The sequence below is a fragment of the Nocardia pseudobrasiliensis NBRC 108224 genome (assembly GCF_001613105.1).
Classification (GTDB): Bacteria; Actinomycetota; Actinomycetes; order Mycobacteriales; family Mycobacteriaceae; genus Nocardia; species Nocardia pseudobrasiliensis.
The window spans coordinates 350,571-364,741 of sequence record NZ_BDBS01000002.1; the positions used below are offsets into that span (position 1 = coordinate 350,571).

The 14,171-nt window shown below is 66.8% G+C and carries 16 protein-coding genes; 4 read left to right on the forward strand and 12 right to left on the reverse strand.

Annotated features, from left to right (window positions below):
• Positions 1–8: 8 nt before the first annotated feature.
• Complete coding sequence (locus tag NP4_RS02970; protein ID WP_114755454.1) at positions 9–1,277, reverse strand: cytochrome P450; 1,269 nt, start codon at positions 1,275–1,277, stop codon at positions 9–11.
• A gap of 425 nt (positions 1,278–1,702) precedes the next feature.
• Positions 1,703–2,998, reverse strand: a complete 1,296-nt coding sequence (locus NP4_RS02975; protein ID WP_067991338.1) for an NAD(P)/FAD-dependent oxidoreductase — start codon at positions 2,996–2,998, stop codon at positions 1,703–1,705.
• A gap of 112 nt (positions 2,999–3,110) precedes the next feature.
• Between NP4_RS02975 and NP4_RS02980 the strand changes: the two genes are divergently transcribed.
• The 3 genes from NP4_RS02980 (at position 3,111) to NP4_RS02990 (ending at position 4,811) form a co-directional block, all read left to right on the forward strand.
• Complete coding sequence (locus tag NP4_RS02980) at positions 3,111–3,968, forward strand: LysR family transcriptional regulator (RefSeq protein ID WP_067991341.1); 858 nt, start codon at positions 3,111–3,113, stop codon at positions 3,966–3,968.
• A 160-nt stretch (positions 3,969–4,128) separates the two neighbouring features.
• Positions 4,129–4,458: a PadR family transcriptional regulator gene (locus NP4_RS02985; protein WP_067991342.1), complete on the forward strand. Its 330-nt coding sequence runs from the start codon at positions 4,129–4,131 to the stop codon at positions 4,456–4,458.
• Positions 4,455–4,811, forward strand: coding sequence for a DUF1048 domain-containing protein (locus NP4_RS02990; RefSeq protein ID WP_245996945.1), 357 nt, complete (start codon positions 4,455–4,457; stop codon positions 4,809–4,811). Before NP4_RS02985 ends, NP4_RS02990 begins: the two co-directional genes overlap by 4 nt.
• Before the next feature lie 228 nt (positions 4,812–5,039).
• Here NP4_RS02990 and NP4_RS02995 read toward each other — a convergent pair whose 3' ends face one another.
• The 7 genes from NP4_RS02995 to NP4_RS03025 form a co-directional block, all read right to left on the reverse strand.
• On the reverse strand, positions 5,040–6,257 hold the full coding sequence (locus tag NP4_RS02995; RefSeq protein ID WP_082875466.1) for a cytochrome P450 family protein: 1,218 nt from the start codon (positions 6,255–6,257) through the stop codon (positions 5,040–5,042).
• Positions 6,258–6,267: 10 nt separating this feature from the next.
• Complete coding sequence (locus tag NP4_RS03000; protein WP_067991348.1) at positions 6,268–7,512, reverse strand: cytochrome P450; 1,245 nt, start codon at positions 7,510–7,512, stop codon at positions 6,268–6,270.
• Positions 7,509–8,114 (reverse strand): GTP-binding protein, encoded by a 606-nt coding sequence (locus tag NP4_RS03005; protein ID WP_062507405.1) that lies wholly within the window; start codon positions 8,112–8,114, stop codon positions 7,509–7,511. Before NP4_RS03005 ends, NP4_RS03000 begins: the two co-directional genes overlap by 4 nt.
• Positions 8,089–8,436: a DUF742 domain-containing protein gene (locus tag NP4_RS03010; protein ID WP_062507407.1), complete on the reverse strand. Its 348-nt coding sequence runs from the start codon at positions 8,434–8,436 to the stop codon at positions 8,089–8,091. Before NP4_RS03010 ends, NP4_RS03005 begins: the two co-directional genes overlap by 26 nt.
• Before the next feature lie 10 nt (positions 8,437–8,446).
• A complete protein-coding gene (locus tag NP4_RS03015; RefSeq protein WP_067991351.1) occupies positions 8,447–8,857 on the reverse strand; it encodes a roadblock/LC7 domain-containing protein in 411 nt (136 codons plus the stop codon).
• A complete protein-coding gene (locus NP4_RS42320) occupies positions 8,857–10,563 on the reverse strand; it encodes an ATP-binding protein (RefSeq protein ID WP_245996946.1) in 1,707 nt (568 codons plus the stop codon). The genes NP4_RS03015 and NP4_RS42320 overlap by 1 nt, the downstream gene beginning before the upstream one ends.
• 293 nt (positions 10,564–10,856) lie before the next feature.
• Positions 10,857–11,804: an aminoglycoside phosphotransferase family protein gene (locus NP4_RS03025; protein ID WP_067992057.1), complete on the reverse strand. Its 948-nt coding sequence runs from the start codon at positions 11,802–11,804 to the stop codon at positions 10,857–10,859.
• A gap of 63 nt (positions 11,805–11,867) precedes the next feature.
• Here NP4_RS03025 and NP4_RS03030 point away from each other — a divergent pair, with 63 nt between their 5' ends.
• The gene (locus tag NP4_RS03030; protein WP_067991354.1) at positions 11,868–12,293 is read left to right on the forward strand and encodes a DUF1707 domain-containing protein; all 426 of its coding nucleotides are present in this window, start codon (positions 11,868–11,870) and stop codon (positions 12,291–12,293) included.
• Here NP4_RS03030 and NP4_RS42325 read toward each other — a convergent pair.
• From NP4_RS42325 to NP4_RS03045, 3 genes are all read right to left on the reverse strand, one after another.
• The gene (locus NP4_RS42325; RefSeq protein ID WP_067991356.1) at positions 12,269–12,532 is read right to left on the reverse strand and encodes a hypothetical protein; all 264 of its coding nucleotides are present in this window, start codon (positions 12,530–12,532) and stop codon (positions 12,269–12,271) included. The two genes, NP4_RS03030 and NP4_RS42325, sit on opposite strands and share 25 nt — an antisense overlap.
• 56 nt (positions 12,533–12,588) lie before the next feature.
• On the reverse strand, positions 12,589–13,014 hold the full coding sequence (locus NP4_RS42330; RefSeq protein ID WP_067991359.1) for a gluzincin family metallopeptidase: 426 nt from the start codon (positions 13,012–13,014) through the stop codon (positions 12,589–12,591).
• A gap of 167 nt (positions 13,015–13,181) precedes the next feature.
• Complete coding sequence (locus NP4_RS03045; RefSeq protein WP_067991362.1) at positions 13,182–14,141, reverse strand: electron transfer flavoprotein subunit alpha/FixB family protein; 960 nt, start codon at positions 14,139–14,141, stop codon at positions 13,182–13,184.
• Positions 14,142–14,171 lie beyond the last annotated feature (30 nt).

Genomic DNA, 14,171 nt, shown 5'->3' on the forward strand with positions numbered 1-14,171 from the left:
CAGCCTCCTTAGGTGATATTCAATGGAGGGACCTCGGGGAAGACGACCGGCAGGGCGGCCAGGGCGCGGTGGAAAGGACCCGGGCGCCAGGTCAATTCGTCGCGCGGCGCGGCCAGTCGCAATTCGGGCAGGGCATCGAGCAGCTGATCGATCGCGTCCTGCACCACCAGATACGCCACCGAACGCGCCGGGCAGGCATGCGGTCCCGCGCCCCAGGACAGATGCGAGCGATTGCCGCTGCGGTCGCCGCCGGCGATGGCGGGATCGTTGTTGCAGGCGGTGAAGCTGATGAGTACCGGCTGATTGGCCGGTAACCAGGTGTTCTCGATCAGAATCGGCTGGCGCGGATAGGTGATGCAGAAGTTCGCCATCGGCGGGTCGTTGAACAGGACCTCGTCGAGTGCGTCCCGGGTGGACAGGCTGCCGCCGAGCACATCGCCCGCGAAGCGATCGTCGGTGAGCATGACCAGTAGCGTGTTGGTGATCAGATTCTGCTGCGGTTCGAGGCCCGCGCCGTAGAAGCTGACGAGCTGATAGAGCATCTCCTCGTCACTGAGATTGGCCGGGTGGTGGGCCAGCCGCGAGGTGACGTCGTCACCGGGTTCGGCGCGGCGCATGGCGATCAGTTCCAGCAGCGCCTCGCTGAGGGTCTGCATACCCCAGGCGGCGTTGACGGTGTCGAACAGCGCGGCCATACCGGTGGCGACCCGCTGGCCCAGCTCCGCGTCGCAGCCGACCATCCGGTTGAGCACCTCGAATACGAGCGGAAACGCGTACTGCGACACCAGATCCGCCCGACCGCCCTGGCAGAAGGTGCTGATCAGCGGGATCGCGACCTTCTCGACGGTGCTGTGCAGCGAATGCAGGTCGACGCCGTCGACGGCCGCGACATAGGCCTGCCGATAGCGCGCGTGGATCGCTCCGGCATTGCGCAGCGCGTTGGGATACCACTGCATCATCGGTCGCACGGGGCAGTCCTCGGGCACCGTCTGCTGCCAGGCGCGCGGATCGGCCGGAAAGTGCTCGGGATCGTTGAGGATTCGCAGTGCCGTGTGATAGCCGATCACCAGGGTCGCTGGCACGCCGGGCGACAACTCGATCGGTGCCATCGAGCCGTGCCGACGGCGCATCTCGGCATAGGCGCCGTGCGGATCGGCCGCGAACTCCGGGGTGTCGATGAGGGTTCGCGGTCCGTCGGCATCGAAGGGTGAGCCGTGGTTGACGGGGCAGGCGCTCAGCGTGGCGGTGTGGGACGCGGACGAAGAAGGCGTGGTCAACGAACGAAACTCCAGACGGTGGAAGAGGATTCGGCGAGGTCAGAACCGGGCACGAAGGGATGGGACGAGGTAGCAGGGGAATCGGCGAATCCGACGGACGGCCACCACACTGTTCACCTCTACACCTCCTGCACGACAGGCGATTTCGCCGACCGATCCGGCGGCGATACGAGGCCGTGGCCGATCAACGATCGTTTCAGATTAGCAGTATTGCCACGAGTTCTCTCTCGATCTTGCGGCAGTCCTACTGTGCAGGTCAGCGACTCAATGTCATTGCGGTGCGCAGCAACTGAGGGTCCAGCGGCGACTCGGGCAGCGGGTGGCGGCCCCGCTGCGCAGCCCGCGTGCGGAAGCGGTCGTCGAGCCGTGACACGACAATCCTCCGGTGCGGAGCGCACCGGAGGATTGGGGCTGTCGTTGTGGAATTACGCGGCTTGTCGGTGTTCCAGAGCCGTTGTGGCCTCGGCCTTCTTGTTGACCTCGGCGAAGCCGGGGCGGCCGGTGCCGATGAAGGCGACCAGCCAGGAGGCGATGGCGGCGAAGCGGTTGCGGAAGCCGACGAGGTAGAACAGGTGCACCGCGAGCCAGGCGGCCCAGGCGATGACTCCGGTGAACTTGATCTTGTCGTTGAGCTTGGTAACCGCGCTGAACCGGCTGATCACCGCCATCGAGCCCTTGTCCCAGTAGACGAACGGGGTGCCCGCGGGCTTCTTGCCGCGGATGATGTCGGCGACGTGGCGGCCCTCCTGCATGGCCGTCGGCGACTGTCCGGGGTAGCCGTTGAGCGAGGTCATATCGCCGATGGCGAAGATATCGGCGTGACCACCGACCGTGCAGTCCTGGTTGATGAGCAGCCGACCCGCCCGATCGGTCGGGCAGTCGGTCACCTCGGCCAGCAGTTCGGCGAAGCCGCCCGCCTGCACACCGGCCGACCACACCACCGTCTCCGCGCCGATACCGCGCTCGACGCCGTCCTTGGTCTTGACGGTCACCTTGCCCGGCTCGATATCGGTGACGAAGGTGTCCAGCAGAACCTCGACGCCGCCCTTGGTCAGCGATTCGCGCGCGTAGGCCGACAGGGTTCCGCCGAACGGCGGCAGCACCGCGCCCGCGCCCTCGACCAGCGTCACCGAGATCTGCTGGTGGTAATACCGCTTCGCGAGTTCCTTCAGCTGGCCCGCGACCTCGACGCCGGTCGGGCCCGCGCCGACGACCACGAAGCTGAGCAGCCGCTCGCGGGTCTTCTCGTCCGCACCGGCCGCCTCGGCGAAGACGCGCTCGATCTGCGCGCGCAGCCGCTTGGCGTCGTCGATGGTCTTGAGCGAGTAGGTCTTCTCGGCGAAATCGTCACGGCCGAAATAGGATTGGTTGGCGCCGGTGGCGGCGATCAGCGAGCCGTAGCGGATCTTGCTTCGGCCGGTGGGGGTTTCGTAGGTGAGTACGGCCGCGTCGGCGTCGATGTCGACGACCGTGCCGAGCCGCACCTGACCGTTCTTGTGCCGGCGCAACACCTGTGCGATCGGCGGCGCGATGTCTGTGGCGGGGAGCACACCCGTCGCTACCTGATACAGCAGCGGCTGGAACAGGTGCTCCGGCGTGCTCGAGATGAGCACGTAGTTGACCCCCGACTTGTTCAACTGCTTCGCGGCAGCGAGTCCGCCGAAGCCCGATCCGACGATGACGACATCAGCGGTTTCGATTCCCGCGTCCACGTAGTTCATGACAGCCTCCTTCTGTCATTAGTAACCACGATTCGAAGTGCTGATGTTCCAGGGATCAGGGCGCATAATTGAGATGACTCTTATCTGGATCGCTCATGAATAGGAGATCTTGATGGAACTGCGACAGCTGTCCTACTTCGTCGCGGTCTGCGAGGAGCTCAGCTTCAGTCGGGCCGCGACGCGATGCTTCATATCGCAATCGGCTATCAGTCATCAGATCGCCCGGCTCGAACATGATCTTGGTGTGCAGCTGTTCGAGCGTTCCACGAGATCGGTTGTGCCGACCGACGCTACCACTCGGCTACTTCCCCTTGCGAAACAGATGCTGAGTCTGGAATCCGCCATTCGCGCAGCTGTCCGGGCATCCGGGCCGCGAATTCGCTTGGCGGCGAACATGTCTTTCGCAACAAGATCGCTGTCGGCGATAGCGGGCGCCCGGGAGGCGCATCCGGGTGCGGAGATCGAATTCGTCATCAAGCCGTTCCGGCAGCGCATCGCCGCTGTCGCGGATGGCGATTGTGATCTTGCTCTCATCAGAGGCAGTGTCGATCAGCCTGGTCTGAGCGTCGAAAAACTGTGGGTCGAGGACCTTGTCGTGGCCACCTCCACGGCCCATCCATTGGCAGGACGAGATGATGTGACTCTGGCCACACTGGGCGATTACCCTCTGTTACTACCCCCGGAACAGGAACAGGTTCTGCTCCACAATGTCGTCCGCAAGGCCTACGCCGACCTCCCCACCCGCCCCTCGTTCGGCCCCCCGATCCCCCCGGACCACACGGCCACGATGGAACTGATCAACCGCCCGGACGCCTGGACAATCCTCTACGCCGACAGCCACACCGAGGGCATCGCCACCCTGAGACTGGCTGGCCGCCCCCTGCGCGTCCCGGTCTCCGCGGTCCTGCGCAGCGAGGCCAGAAGATCCCCGATCCTGGAAACCCTGCTGGCGGCCCTCCACAGCTCGTAGTCCCGGCGAAAAGCGCGCCGGGAAATGAGGGGTGGGCGCGCGCCGGGAAATGTGAGTTGGGGGCGCGTCGGGAGATGTCGGTTTGGGGGCTGGCGGATGCGCTACTCAGTGCTACTATCTACCAGTAGTCAGCGGTGCTGAGTAGTGAAAGGGGTGATCCATGGGCAGGCAGATGACCGAGATGCTCAAGGGCACGCTGGAAGGCATTGTGCTGGCGATCTTGTCCGTGCGGTCCGCGTACGGCTACGAGATCACGGCGTGGTTGCGAGATCAGGGGTTCTCCGACATCGCCGAGGGCACCATCTACGCCCTGCTCGTCAGGATCGAGAAATGGGAACTGGTCGACGTGGAGAAGGTTCCGTCGGAGAAGGGGCCGCCGCGCAAGGTGTACTCCCTCAACGATCGGGGACGCGAGTATCTCGACGAGTTCTGGAGGACCTGGAGCTTCCTCTCCGCACGGCTCGAACAGCTCCATGAAGGAGACAGATGATCATGTTCCTCTCGAAGTTGGTCGGCGATATCGGCGAGAAGCGACGGTGGTGGCAGTACAAGGCGCGCGTGAAGCAGCTTCCCGAGAACTACCGCACCGCGGTCGAGGCGTTCGAGCATTACCTGATGTATTTCGGAGCGCGCGGCGGTGTTTCGATGTTCGAAGACCTCATCGACCTGTTCGAGCAGAGCGCGGTGGACGGAATCTCGATCCGCGCGGTCGTCGGGGAGGATCCGGTGGAATTCATCGAGGCGTTCGCGCAGAACTACGAGGGCGCCTCCTGGATCACCCGTCATCAGGAACGGCTGGTCAGTGCCATCGAGCGCGCCGCCGGAGAAGGCCCGATCGGATGATCAAGAACGTCTTGGGCGTTACCGCCTACCCGCTGGAACGATCTCTGCGCCAGATCATGTGCACTGTGGACGCCCTCGTCACGACCACCGTCATGCCGGTACTGTTCCGTTCGAAAGCTGTTGTGTCGCAGAGGCTCAACTCTCGCAAGTGAGCCCCGGCAGCGGGTACGCCGTGCCGGGACGTGCACGCCAGGAATGCCGACGTGCACGCCGGGGCGTTGGTGAGACCTACAGATGAACCGGGAGTTTCGCGTGTCCGTTCGAGATGAAGCTCGGCAGTGCGCTCAATCGGTCGGCGGGCTCGGCCAGGCGCATGTCGGGGAAGCGGTCGAACAGCTTGGGAAGGGCCAGGTTCGCTTCCAGGCGGGCCAGGGGTGCGCCCAGGCAGTGGTGGGCGCCGAAGCCGAAGCCCATGTGGTTCTTGTTGGTTCGGGTGACGTCGAAGGTTTCGGCGGTGTCGCCGTGCACCTTCGGGTCGCGGCCGGGGCCGGCGTAGCAGACGATGATCGGGTCGCCCTTGCCGATGCGGACGTCGCCGTCCACGTCGATATCCTCGACGGCGTAGCGCAGCGGCGTGTGCACGACCGCGCTCTCGTGGCGCAATGTCTCCTCGACCAGCTCGGACCAGGGCACCGCGCCGGATCGCAACGCCGCCAATTGATCCGGATGGGTGAGCGCGGCGAAGATCGCCTGATCGAGCAGGTTGATCGTGGTCTCGTGGCCCGCGCTGATCACCAGCAGCAGGGTGTCGAGCAGTTCCTGTTCGGTCAGATGTGAGCCGTCGTCGTCGCGATTGGCGATGAGCATGCTGGTCATATCGTCGCCGGGTTCGGCGCGCTTGATGGCGACCAACTCGGCCAGGATTCGGTACAGCTCCAGATAATTGGCCTGCGATTCCTCGGGCCCCATGGTGGTGTCGAAGACGCCGTCGGAACATTTGCGCAGTCCGGGCAGCAGGGCGTCGGGCACGCCCATCAGCTCCGCGATCACCCGGATCGGCAGCGGGAAGCAGAACGCCTCGCGCATATCCACGACCGCACCGGACGGCTTGTCCGCCAACGCGTTCAGCAGATCGTCGATTATGGCCTCGATATTCGACTGCAGCGCGGTCGTGCGGCGCGCGGTGAACGCGGGCGCGACCAGTTTGCGCAGGCGGCGATGTTCGGAACCATAGGCGGTGAACATATTGTTCACGGCCACCCAGAGATACAGCGGCCAATCCGGCGGAATCTCACCGCCCGCGAAGGCGGGCCAGTGCTGCCGCGCATCCTTGGAGACGCGCGAGTCGGTCAGCAGGCGCTCGAGCAGGGCGGTATCGGTGATCGACCAGGCGACCACCCCGCCGGGCAGCTCGACGCGGGTGGCCGGCCCGCGCTCGCGTAGTCGCCGAATTTCGCCCTGGATATCGGAACCGGTGGGATCCAATACGATCGGATTGCTCGACACGATGTTCTCCTTACATGATGTTCAACGGAGGACTCGGCGGAAATACGACCGGCAGCGCGGCCAGCGCGCGGTGGAACGGCCCCGGCCGCCACTGCAGGGCCGAACCGGGTACGGCCAGACGTATTTCCGGTAATGCGTCGAGCAGCTGATCGATCGCGTCCTGGGCGATCAGATAAGCCGGCGAGCGCGCGGGACAGGCGTGTGGCCCGATACTCCACGCGAGATGTGAACGGTTGTCGGTGAATTGGCGCGCACCGACGGCGGGATCGTTGTTGCAGGCGGCCATGCTGATCACGACCGGCTGATGCGCGGGTAACCACACATCGTCGATGAGGATCGGCTGGCGCGGATAGCTCACGCAGTAGTTCGCGGCGGGCGGATCGGTGAACAGCACCTCGTCGATGGCGTCGCGACTGGACAGCGCGCCGCCGAGCAGGCCACCGGCGAAACGCTCGTCGGTGAACATCAGCAGCAGTGTATTGGTGATGAGGTTCTGCGCCGGTTCGATACCCGCGCCGTAGAGCGTGACGATCTGATGCAGCATCTCCTCGTCGGTCAGTGCCGCCGCATGCGCGACCAGCCGCGAGACGATGTCGTCGCCGGGCTGATCCCGCTTGAGCAGCACCAGTTCCAGCACCGCCTCGCTGAGCATCAGATTGCCCTTGTCGGCGTTGACGCCGTCCCAGATGGCGGCCATGCCCTCGGCGATGCGCTGCCCGATCTCCGGCGGGCAGCCCAGCAGCGCGTTGACCGCCTCGAAGGCCAGCGGAAAGGCGTACTGCCCCTGTAGATCCGCCTCACCGGATTCACAGAACTGATTGATCAGTGGCACCGCGATCCGCTCCACCACCGCGTGCAGCGCGTGCAGATCGACGGCGTTGACCGCGGCCACATTGGCCTCGCGGTAGCGGGTGTGCTCGAGCCCCGCGCTGCGCAGCGCGTTGGGCCGCCATTCCAGCATCGGCATCACCGGACTGTCCGCGGGCGCGGTCTTCTGCCAGGTGCGCGGGTCGGCGGGAAAATGCTCGGGGTCGTTGAGGATTCGCACCGCGGTGCGGTAGCCGATCACCAGCGTGGCGGGCACGTCCGGAGCCAGCTCGACCGGGGCCAGTGACCCGAACCGCCGGCGCATCTCGCGATAGACCGCGTGCGGATCCGCGGCGAATTCCTCGGTGTACATCGGAATGCGCGGGCCGTCGCTGTCGATCGGCGAACCGTGCGAGGTCCGGGTACGGGCCGGGTCGGAGGTGGTCAAAGGCGAGACTCCAAGCGTCGGAACAGATATTCGACGAGGGTGATGAGCGATTCGACGCAGCCGAGCCGCTCGCGCGCGTCCAACGCGGTGAGCGGCGTGTCGGGGGCCAGGTCGAGGGCGTCGCGAATCTCGTGCAGCGGATAGCGCGGCCCGCCCTCGAATTCGTTGACCGCCACCGAATACGGCACGCCGCGCTCCTCGAGCGTGGCGAGCACCTCATCGGCCTTATCGATGCGACGGGTGTCGACCAGTACCAGCGCGCCGAGCGCGCCGGTGGCCAACTCCTCCCACAGTGGTACGAACCGCTGCTGCCCGGGCGTGCCGAACAGATACAGCGCCAGCGTCGGATTCAGCGTGACGCGACCGAAATCCATGGCGACGGTGGTGGTCTGCTTACCGGGTAATCCGGCCATATCGTCCACACCGACACTGGCCTCGGTGATGGTCTCCTCGGTGCGCAGCGGCTTGATCTCCGAGACGCTGGACACGAAGGTGGTCTTGCCGACCCCGAAGTTGCCCGCCACCAACAGCTTCACCGATCTGGTGACGGTCTCGGGGACGTAGTCCACGGTGCGCTCAGACGGCGAGAGCGCGGAGCCCATTCAGTACCTCCTCGAGCAGGGCGAGTTCCGGCATCGGTTCGGCCGGGGCGGGGAGAACCAGGTGACCGCTGTCGAGAAGATCGGATGCGAGGATCTTCACCACCGACGGCGGCAGGTCGAGATAGGCGGCGATCTCGGCGATCGACAGGGCGCCGCGCCGACTGCACACACCGATGACCCGGCGCGCGTCGGAACTGATTCCGGGCGCCGGATCATTCGCTGCCAGAACGAGAGTCACCAGATCCAGTTGCCGGGTGGCACGCGAGCGCCCCCCGGTGCGCACATAGGCCCGGACCAGATCGGGATCGCGTCGGTGCCGCATGACGGCGGCCTTACCGCTGGCGCGGCAGGGCGCCGAGTTCGCGGCCGACCCGCGCGGCTAGTTCGTTCATTCGGTGTGCGATCAGGCTGACGTCCACATCGTCGGTGGTCGAGACGCCGATCAGGGCGCCCTCGCCGGCCGCGGTGATGAAGATCATCCCGTTGTCGTACTCGGTCATGTTCTGCCGCACCGAATTCGCCGCGCCGGCGAATTCGCCCAGGGCCTTGCCGAGCGACCGCAGCCCCGACGCGGCGGCGGCGAAACGTTCGGCGTCGTCGACGGAGATCTGGCCGGAGTGCGCGATGCGCAGGCCGTCCTCGGACAGCAGCACCGCGAACCGGACGCCGGGAACGGTCAGGTCCTCGAGCATCCAGGCCAGCTTGTTGGTGCCGTCGGCAACGGCCGTCAAAGGTGTGCCCATCAGGATGTCATCCCTTCGGTGTGATCGTATGCGGCGGCACGGCCACTCTGTGAGCCGCTGTGCCACGCTGCGGCGATATCGGTTCGGGGGAGGGCGTCATCGGTGCGCGGACCGCGCGTCAGCGTGGAGACCGCGACGGTGCGGCGTCGCCGCCGCGGCAGTCCGCCGGGGGTGATGTCGTGCACGGTCGACTCGTCGGCGTCCTCGTCCCGGGTGAGTTCCGGCGCGGGCCTGATGGCGGCGACGGGAGCGGAGATCGTGGTCGGCGTGGGATCGCCCGCCGGTTCGGGCACCGCGGTGGGCCTGGTGAGCTCCGCGGGAGGGAACTGGTTCTCGATGGCGGCCTGAGCCGCGGGCGCGGGAAGCGGCGGGGCGGTGGGGGTTTCGGCCGCGGGAACGATGGAGACGGTCACCGGGGCGGCGGCCTCGACCGAGACGGGGGCCGCGGCCTCGGCGCGGGTGAGCGCGGCGGCCGCTGGGGCGGCGGTGATTTCGGCCGGGACCTGCGGGGCCGGGGGCTGGGCCAGCAGGGCCTCGGGAATGTAGACCATGGCGCGCATGCCGCCGTAGGCGTTGGGGCCGTCGATGTAGACGGTGAAGCCGTAGCGGCGGGCCAGCGCGGCGATACCCGGGAAGCCCACGCGCGGTGCGGGTCCGAGGGAGTGGATGTCGACCACCCGCTCACCGGCCAGCACCTGCCGGGCCTCCTCCATCTGCTCGGCGTTCATCCGCACACCTGCGTCGTCGACGATCACCGTCACGCCGTGGTGGCCCTCCTGGAAGGTCACATCCACGAACGAGGTGGGCGGCGAATAGCGAAGCGCGTTGTCCAGCAGCGTCGCCAGGGTGTGCACCAGCGGTTCGACCGCGCGGCTGATCACGACGCGGTCGAGCTGATGCGGGCGCACCCGGGTGAAGTCGCGGACACGGCCGATCGCGCCGCCGACCACATCGGTCAGGGTCTGCTGCGGCCAGCGGCGACCGGGCAGACCACCGCAGACGATCACATACGACTGCGCCTGGCGGATCATCTGCTGCACACTGTGATCGATGCGGGTCAGCGTTTCGTACACCTCGTCGCCGCGATGAGTGCGCAGTGCGGAGCTGACCACCTGACTGACATCCGCGCCCAGGCTGACCACCGAGGTGCCGAAGGCGCGGACCGCGGCGCTGGTCGCCTCGCGGGAGGAGTGCTCCAGATCCACGCGGGCGCGCGTCTCGGCCTCCGAAACCGCCCGCTGCGTGGCGTATTCCGCCTCCGCGCGCACCCGCTTCTCGGTCTCCCCGGCGATGGCGCGCAGTTCGTCGGCGCTGCGATCGGCCAGAGACTGCAGCAGATGGGTGAACCGATCGCCGCCGAGTTGCAGTTCGACCGGGCTCTCGCCGCGGCGTACCGCCTCGGAGACGAATCCGATTGTGCTGGTGGTGAAGTGCTCGAGCTCGTCCTCGCGGGTCTGCAGCGTGCGCTGCAACTCGTCGTCGCGGGCCTGCAGGGCGCGTTCGAATTCGTCCTCGCGGGCACGCAGGGCGTGCGCGAAATCGTCCTCACGGGCGAGCAGGGTCTGTTCGGTCTCGGCCAGTTTGTCGCGTAGTTCGCGCTGGGCGCGGGCCGCCCGGGTGCGCTGTCGCATCGCGTAGGAGGCCGCGGCCACCGCCGCGGCGACGGCGAGTACGACCAAGACTGCGAGGATCCACGAAATCGTCACGGCGGTAGATTGATTCATCAGGTTCCCTCGTCGCCGGCCGCCCGGCCGCCCGTCCTTCCTCAGTTCGCCGACCACAAGCATCACGGCCGGATGGACACCCGCGTCGCAGATCCCGGGATTCGAAGCGCTTACCGGATTGCCCGGTTCCCGGCACTCGACGGCAAGACATTATCAGCAATTCTGAGTGGCAGCGACCTTTTCGTTACAAATGCGCGACCGAATGGTGTCCTATCGGGTGTGTCGCAAATGCGTTGGCCTCGTGCGGTTCCCGGCGACGCGGCGCGGGCCTGCGTTCATGACACGACAAGGGCTTGCGCGGTTGCCAGATGTAAGGCCCGCACGGCCCGATCGTCGTCCTCGACCGACCACGCGATCTCCTCCATGGCGCGCAGGAAGGCCCAGGTCCGCGCCCGCCGCGGCGCCACCCCGAGGGCATCGGCCGTGCGGGCGACCACCGCCGCGGCATGGGCGGCAGTGGGATCGGACTGCACCTGGATCAGGATCAGAAAGCCCGCGTCGAAGGCGGCTTCGCCCAGGTACGGCTTGGGATCGATGAGCAGCCACGGCTCGCGCTCGGCGGCAACGATATTACCCAGATGGGTGTCGCGATTCACGATCAGCAGCGGTCCGTCCGGCGTACCCAGCTCCCCGCACAGCGTCGCGGCATCTTCCAGCAACCGCGCTGGAACCGCCTGTGCGAGTGCGGATTCCGGCTCGCCGAAGCGGACGCTCCAGTCCGCCACCATACTCGCCGCCTCGGGCAGCGGCGGAAAGTCACCCGGACTTTCGCCCGGCTCCCGGCGCAGCCGCCGATACAATCGGCAGGCCCGTTCGATCCGGTAGACGTGCTCCGGCCGCCCCTCGAGACTGGGAAACCCAGGCTGTTCCAGCAGCGGTGTTCCTGGGCGGGCCCACTCCAGCAGCAGCGCACCGCTCGCGCGGTCGTAGTCGTACAGACGCACCGCGCCGTCGCCGTCGTAGTGGAACAGCCCTGTGGGCTCGCCCTGATTCTCCACGTCGACCACCGGCACCTTCAGTACCGCCACCGAACCGTCCGCGCGGCGCACCGGCGCGACGAAGGAGTGCGTACCGCCGCGGAAGGCGTCGCCGATCAGCTCGAGACCCCAGTCCGCGCAGCGCTTTTCCACCGTGGCCGGCAGGTCGGCGAGCCACTGCTCGCCGCGCTCGGGGAAGTAGGCGCGGATGGTGTCCGCGACCTCCGGAGGCAGGGTGATCGGCATATCGTCCACCTTTCCGATCGGAAGCGTTGTGCGCAATCGAATTGCGGCTCTACGCTGACCGGCGTGGGGAACGAGAATCTGCGGGCGTCCGACGCCGACCGCGAGAAGATCGTCACGCGGTTGCGGCTGGCGATGGATGAGGGACGCCTGTCCCTGCATGAATTCGATGAGCGCGTGCGGCATGTCTATGCCGCGCGCACCTATGGTGATCTGGTGCCGATCCTGTCGGATCTGCCCGCGCAGCGGGACGCCAAGCGCGCCAAGCGCTCCGCCGCGGTGCCGACCTGGGTCTTCATCATGTGGACGCCCTGGGTGTTCGTGAACATCCTGTGCCTTCTGATCTGGCTGGCCACCGGCGCGGGATACTTCTGGCCGTTCTGGGTGGAGGTGCCGTGGGGATTGGCGCTGTGCATCCCCACGGCCATCGGCATCCTCACCAATCGGCACGGTGACGGCGAGGACCGTCAGGAACCCAAACCGGCCGGATAGAGGTACTCGTAGGCGGGGCGCGTGGGCCGCATCAGCCAGGCGTCGAAGAATCCGCCGAGATCGCGGCCCGGGCGCTGCTGGACGAAACGCTCGAACTCGGGCAGGGTGTCGTTACCGTCGCGGTGGCCCTGAACCCAGTCGTGGATCGCGGCGAAGAACACCTGATCGCCGATCGTGCGGCGCAGCGCGTGCAGGAACAGCGGGCCGCGGGTGTAGACGGAGGTGAATTCCCTTCCCACGCCGGGATTCCCGGGCGGAATCTGCCAGTGCTCCGGCCGCTCGGTGTCGAGCTTGTTCAGCGCCTTGCGCGGTCACCGGCGTAGTCGACGACGACGGTGAACGGCAGTAGCGGAACCAGCGGCAGCGCCGGGGTGATCGTCAGCTCGTGCTCGCCGTTGCGATCGAACCGGGCGGGTAGGCCGTTGACGGTGACGCCTTTGATATCCGGGCCCTTGTAATCGAAGTTGAACGCCGTCAACAGCTGGGTGGCCCGGGCGGCGATGGTCGCCCTACCGGTGAGCACATGCGTCGACGGCTCGTAATCGATCGCCAGATCGTAGTTGTCGACGTCGTATCCGCCATTGCCGTCCAGCGGATAGTACGGATCGCCGAGACCGGGAGAGCCGACGGTCGGATCGTCGGCATGCGCGGTGGCGACGACCGCCCCGCAGAGCAGCGCGGCGGCGAGCGCTACGCAGGCGGATCTGTGCGTGATGGCCATATATACGAACCCCGTTCGAACAAACGGAACATTTCCGAACGGGAGCTCAACCCGGCTCAACATCTTCGGCACAGCGAATTGTCTTGCCCGGCAGCCGAAGCCGCTGTCATAAGCGGAAAAGCCAAGGGGCCCCGGCCTTTCGGTCGGGGCCCCTTGTGCGAGGAATGCTAACCCTTGTGGGTCTTCACGGCCTCGGTCAGCTGCGGGGCGACGTTGAACAGATCGCCCACGATGCCGTAATCGCTGATCTCGAAGATCGGCGCCTCTTCGTCCTTGTTGACGGCGACGATGGTCTTCGAGGTCTGCATGCCCGCGCGGTGCTGGATGGCGCCGGAGATGCCCAGCGCGATGTACAGCTGCGGGGAGACCGTCTTACCGGTCTGGCCGACCTGGAACTGGCCCGGGTAGTAGCCCGAGTCGACGGCGGCGCGCGAAGCGCCGACCGCGGCGCCCAGCGCGTCGGCCAGCGGCTCGACGACCTTGTGGAAGTTGTCCTCACTGCCGACGCCGCGGCCACCGGACACCACGATGGTCGCCTCGGTGAGCTCCGGACGGTCGCCGCCGGTGATGGGCTCGCGGGCGGTCACCTTGGTGACGCCCTCCTCCTGGGCCGGGACCTCGACGGTGACCTTCTCGCCGGCGCCGGACTGCGGCTTGGCCTCGATCGCGCCCGGGCGCACCGAGATCACCGGCAGATCGCCGGTGGCCTTGGCGTCCACGGTGAACGCGCCACCGAAGATGGAGTGCACGGCGGTGCCGTCCTCCTTGATATCGATGACGTCGACCAGCAGGCCGGAACCGATGCGGGCGGCGAGGCGGCCCGACACCTCCTTGCCCTCGGCCGAGGCGGCCACCAGAACGGCGGCGGGCGAAGCGGATTCGACCAGGCCGGCGAGCACGTCGACCTTCGGGGTGACCAGGAAGCCCTCGACATCGTCGGATTCGGCGACATAGATCTTCTCCGCACCCGCGGCGGTCAGCGCGTCGGCCAGCTTGTCGGCGGTGCCGGCGGAGCCCAGCACGACGGCCGACGGGGTGCCCAGCGTGCGGGCGGCGGTCAGCAGCTCACTGGTGACCTTCTTCGGGGCACCTTCGGCGTGCTCCACGAGCACGAGTACTTCTGCCATGGTTTTTCTCCTGAAGTGGTTGGCTCGGGG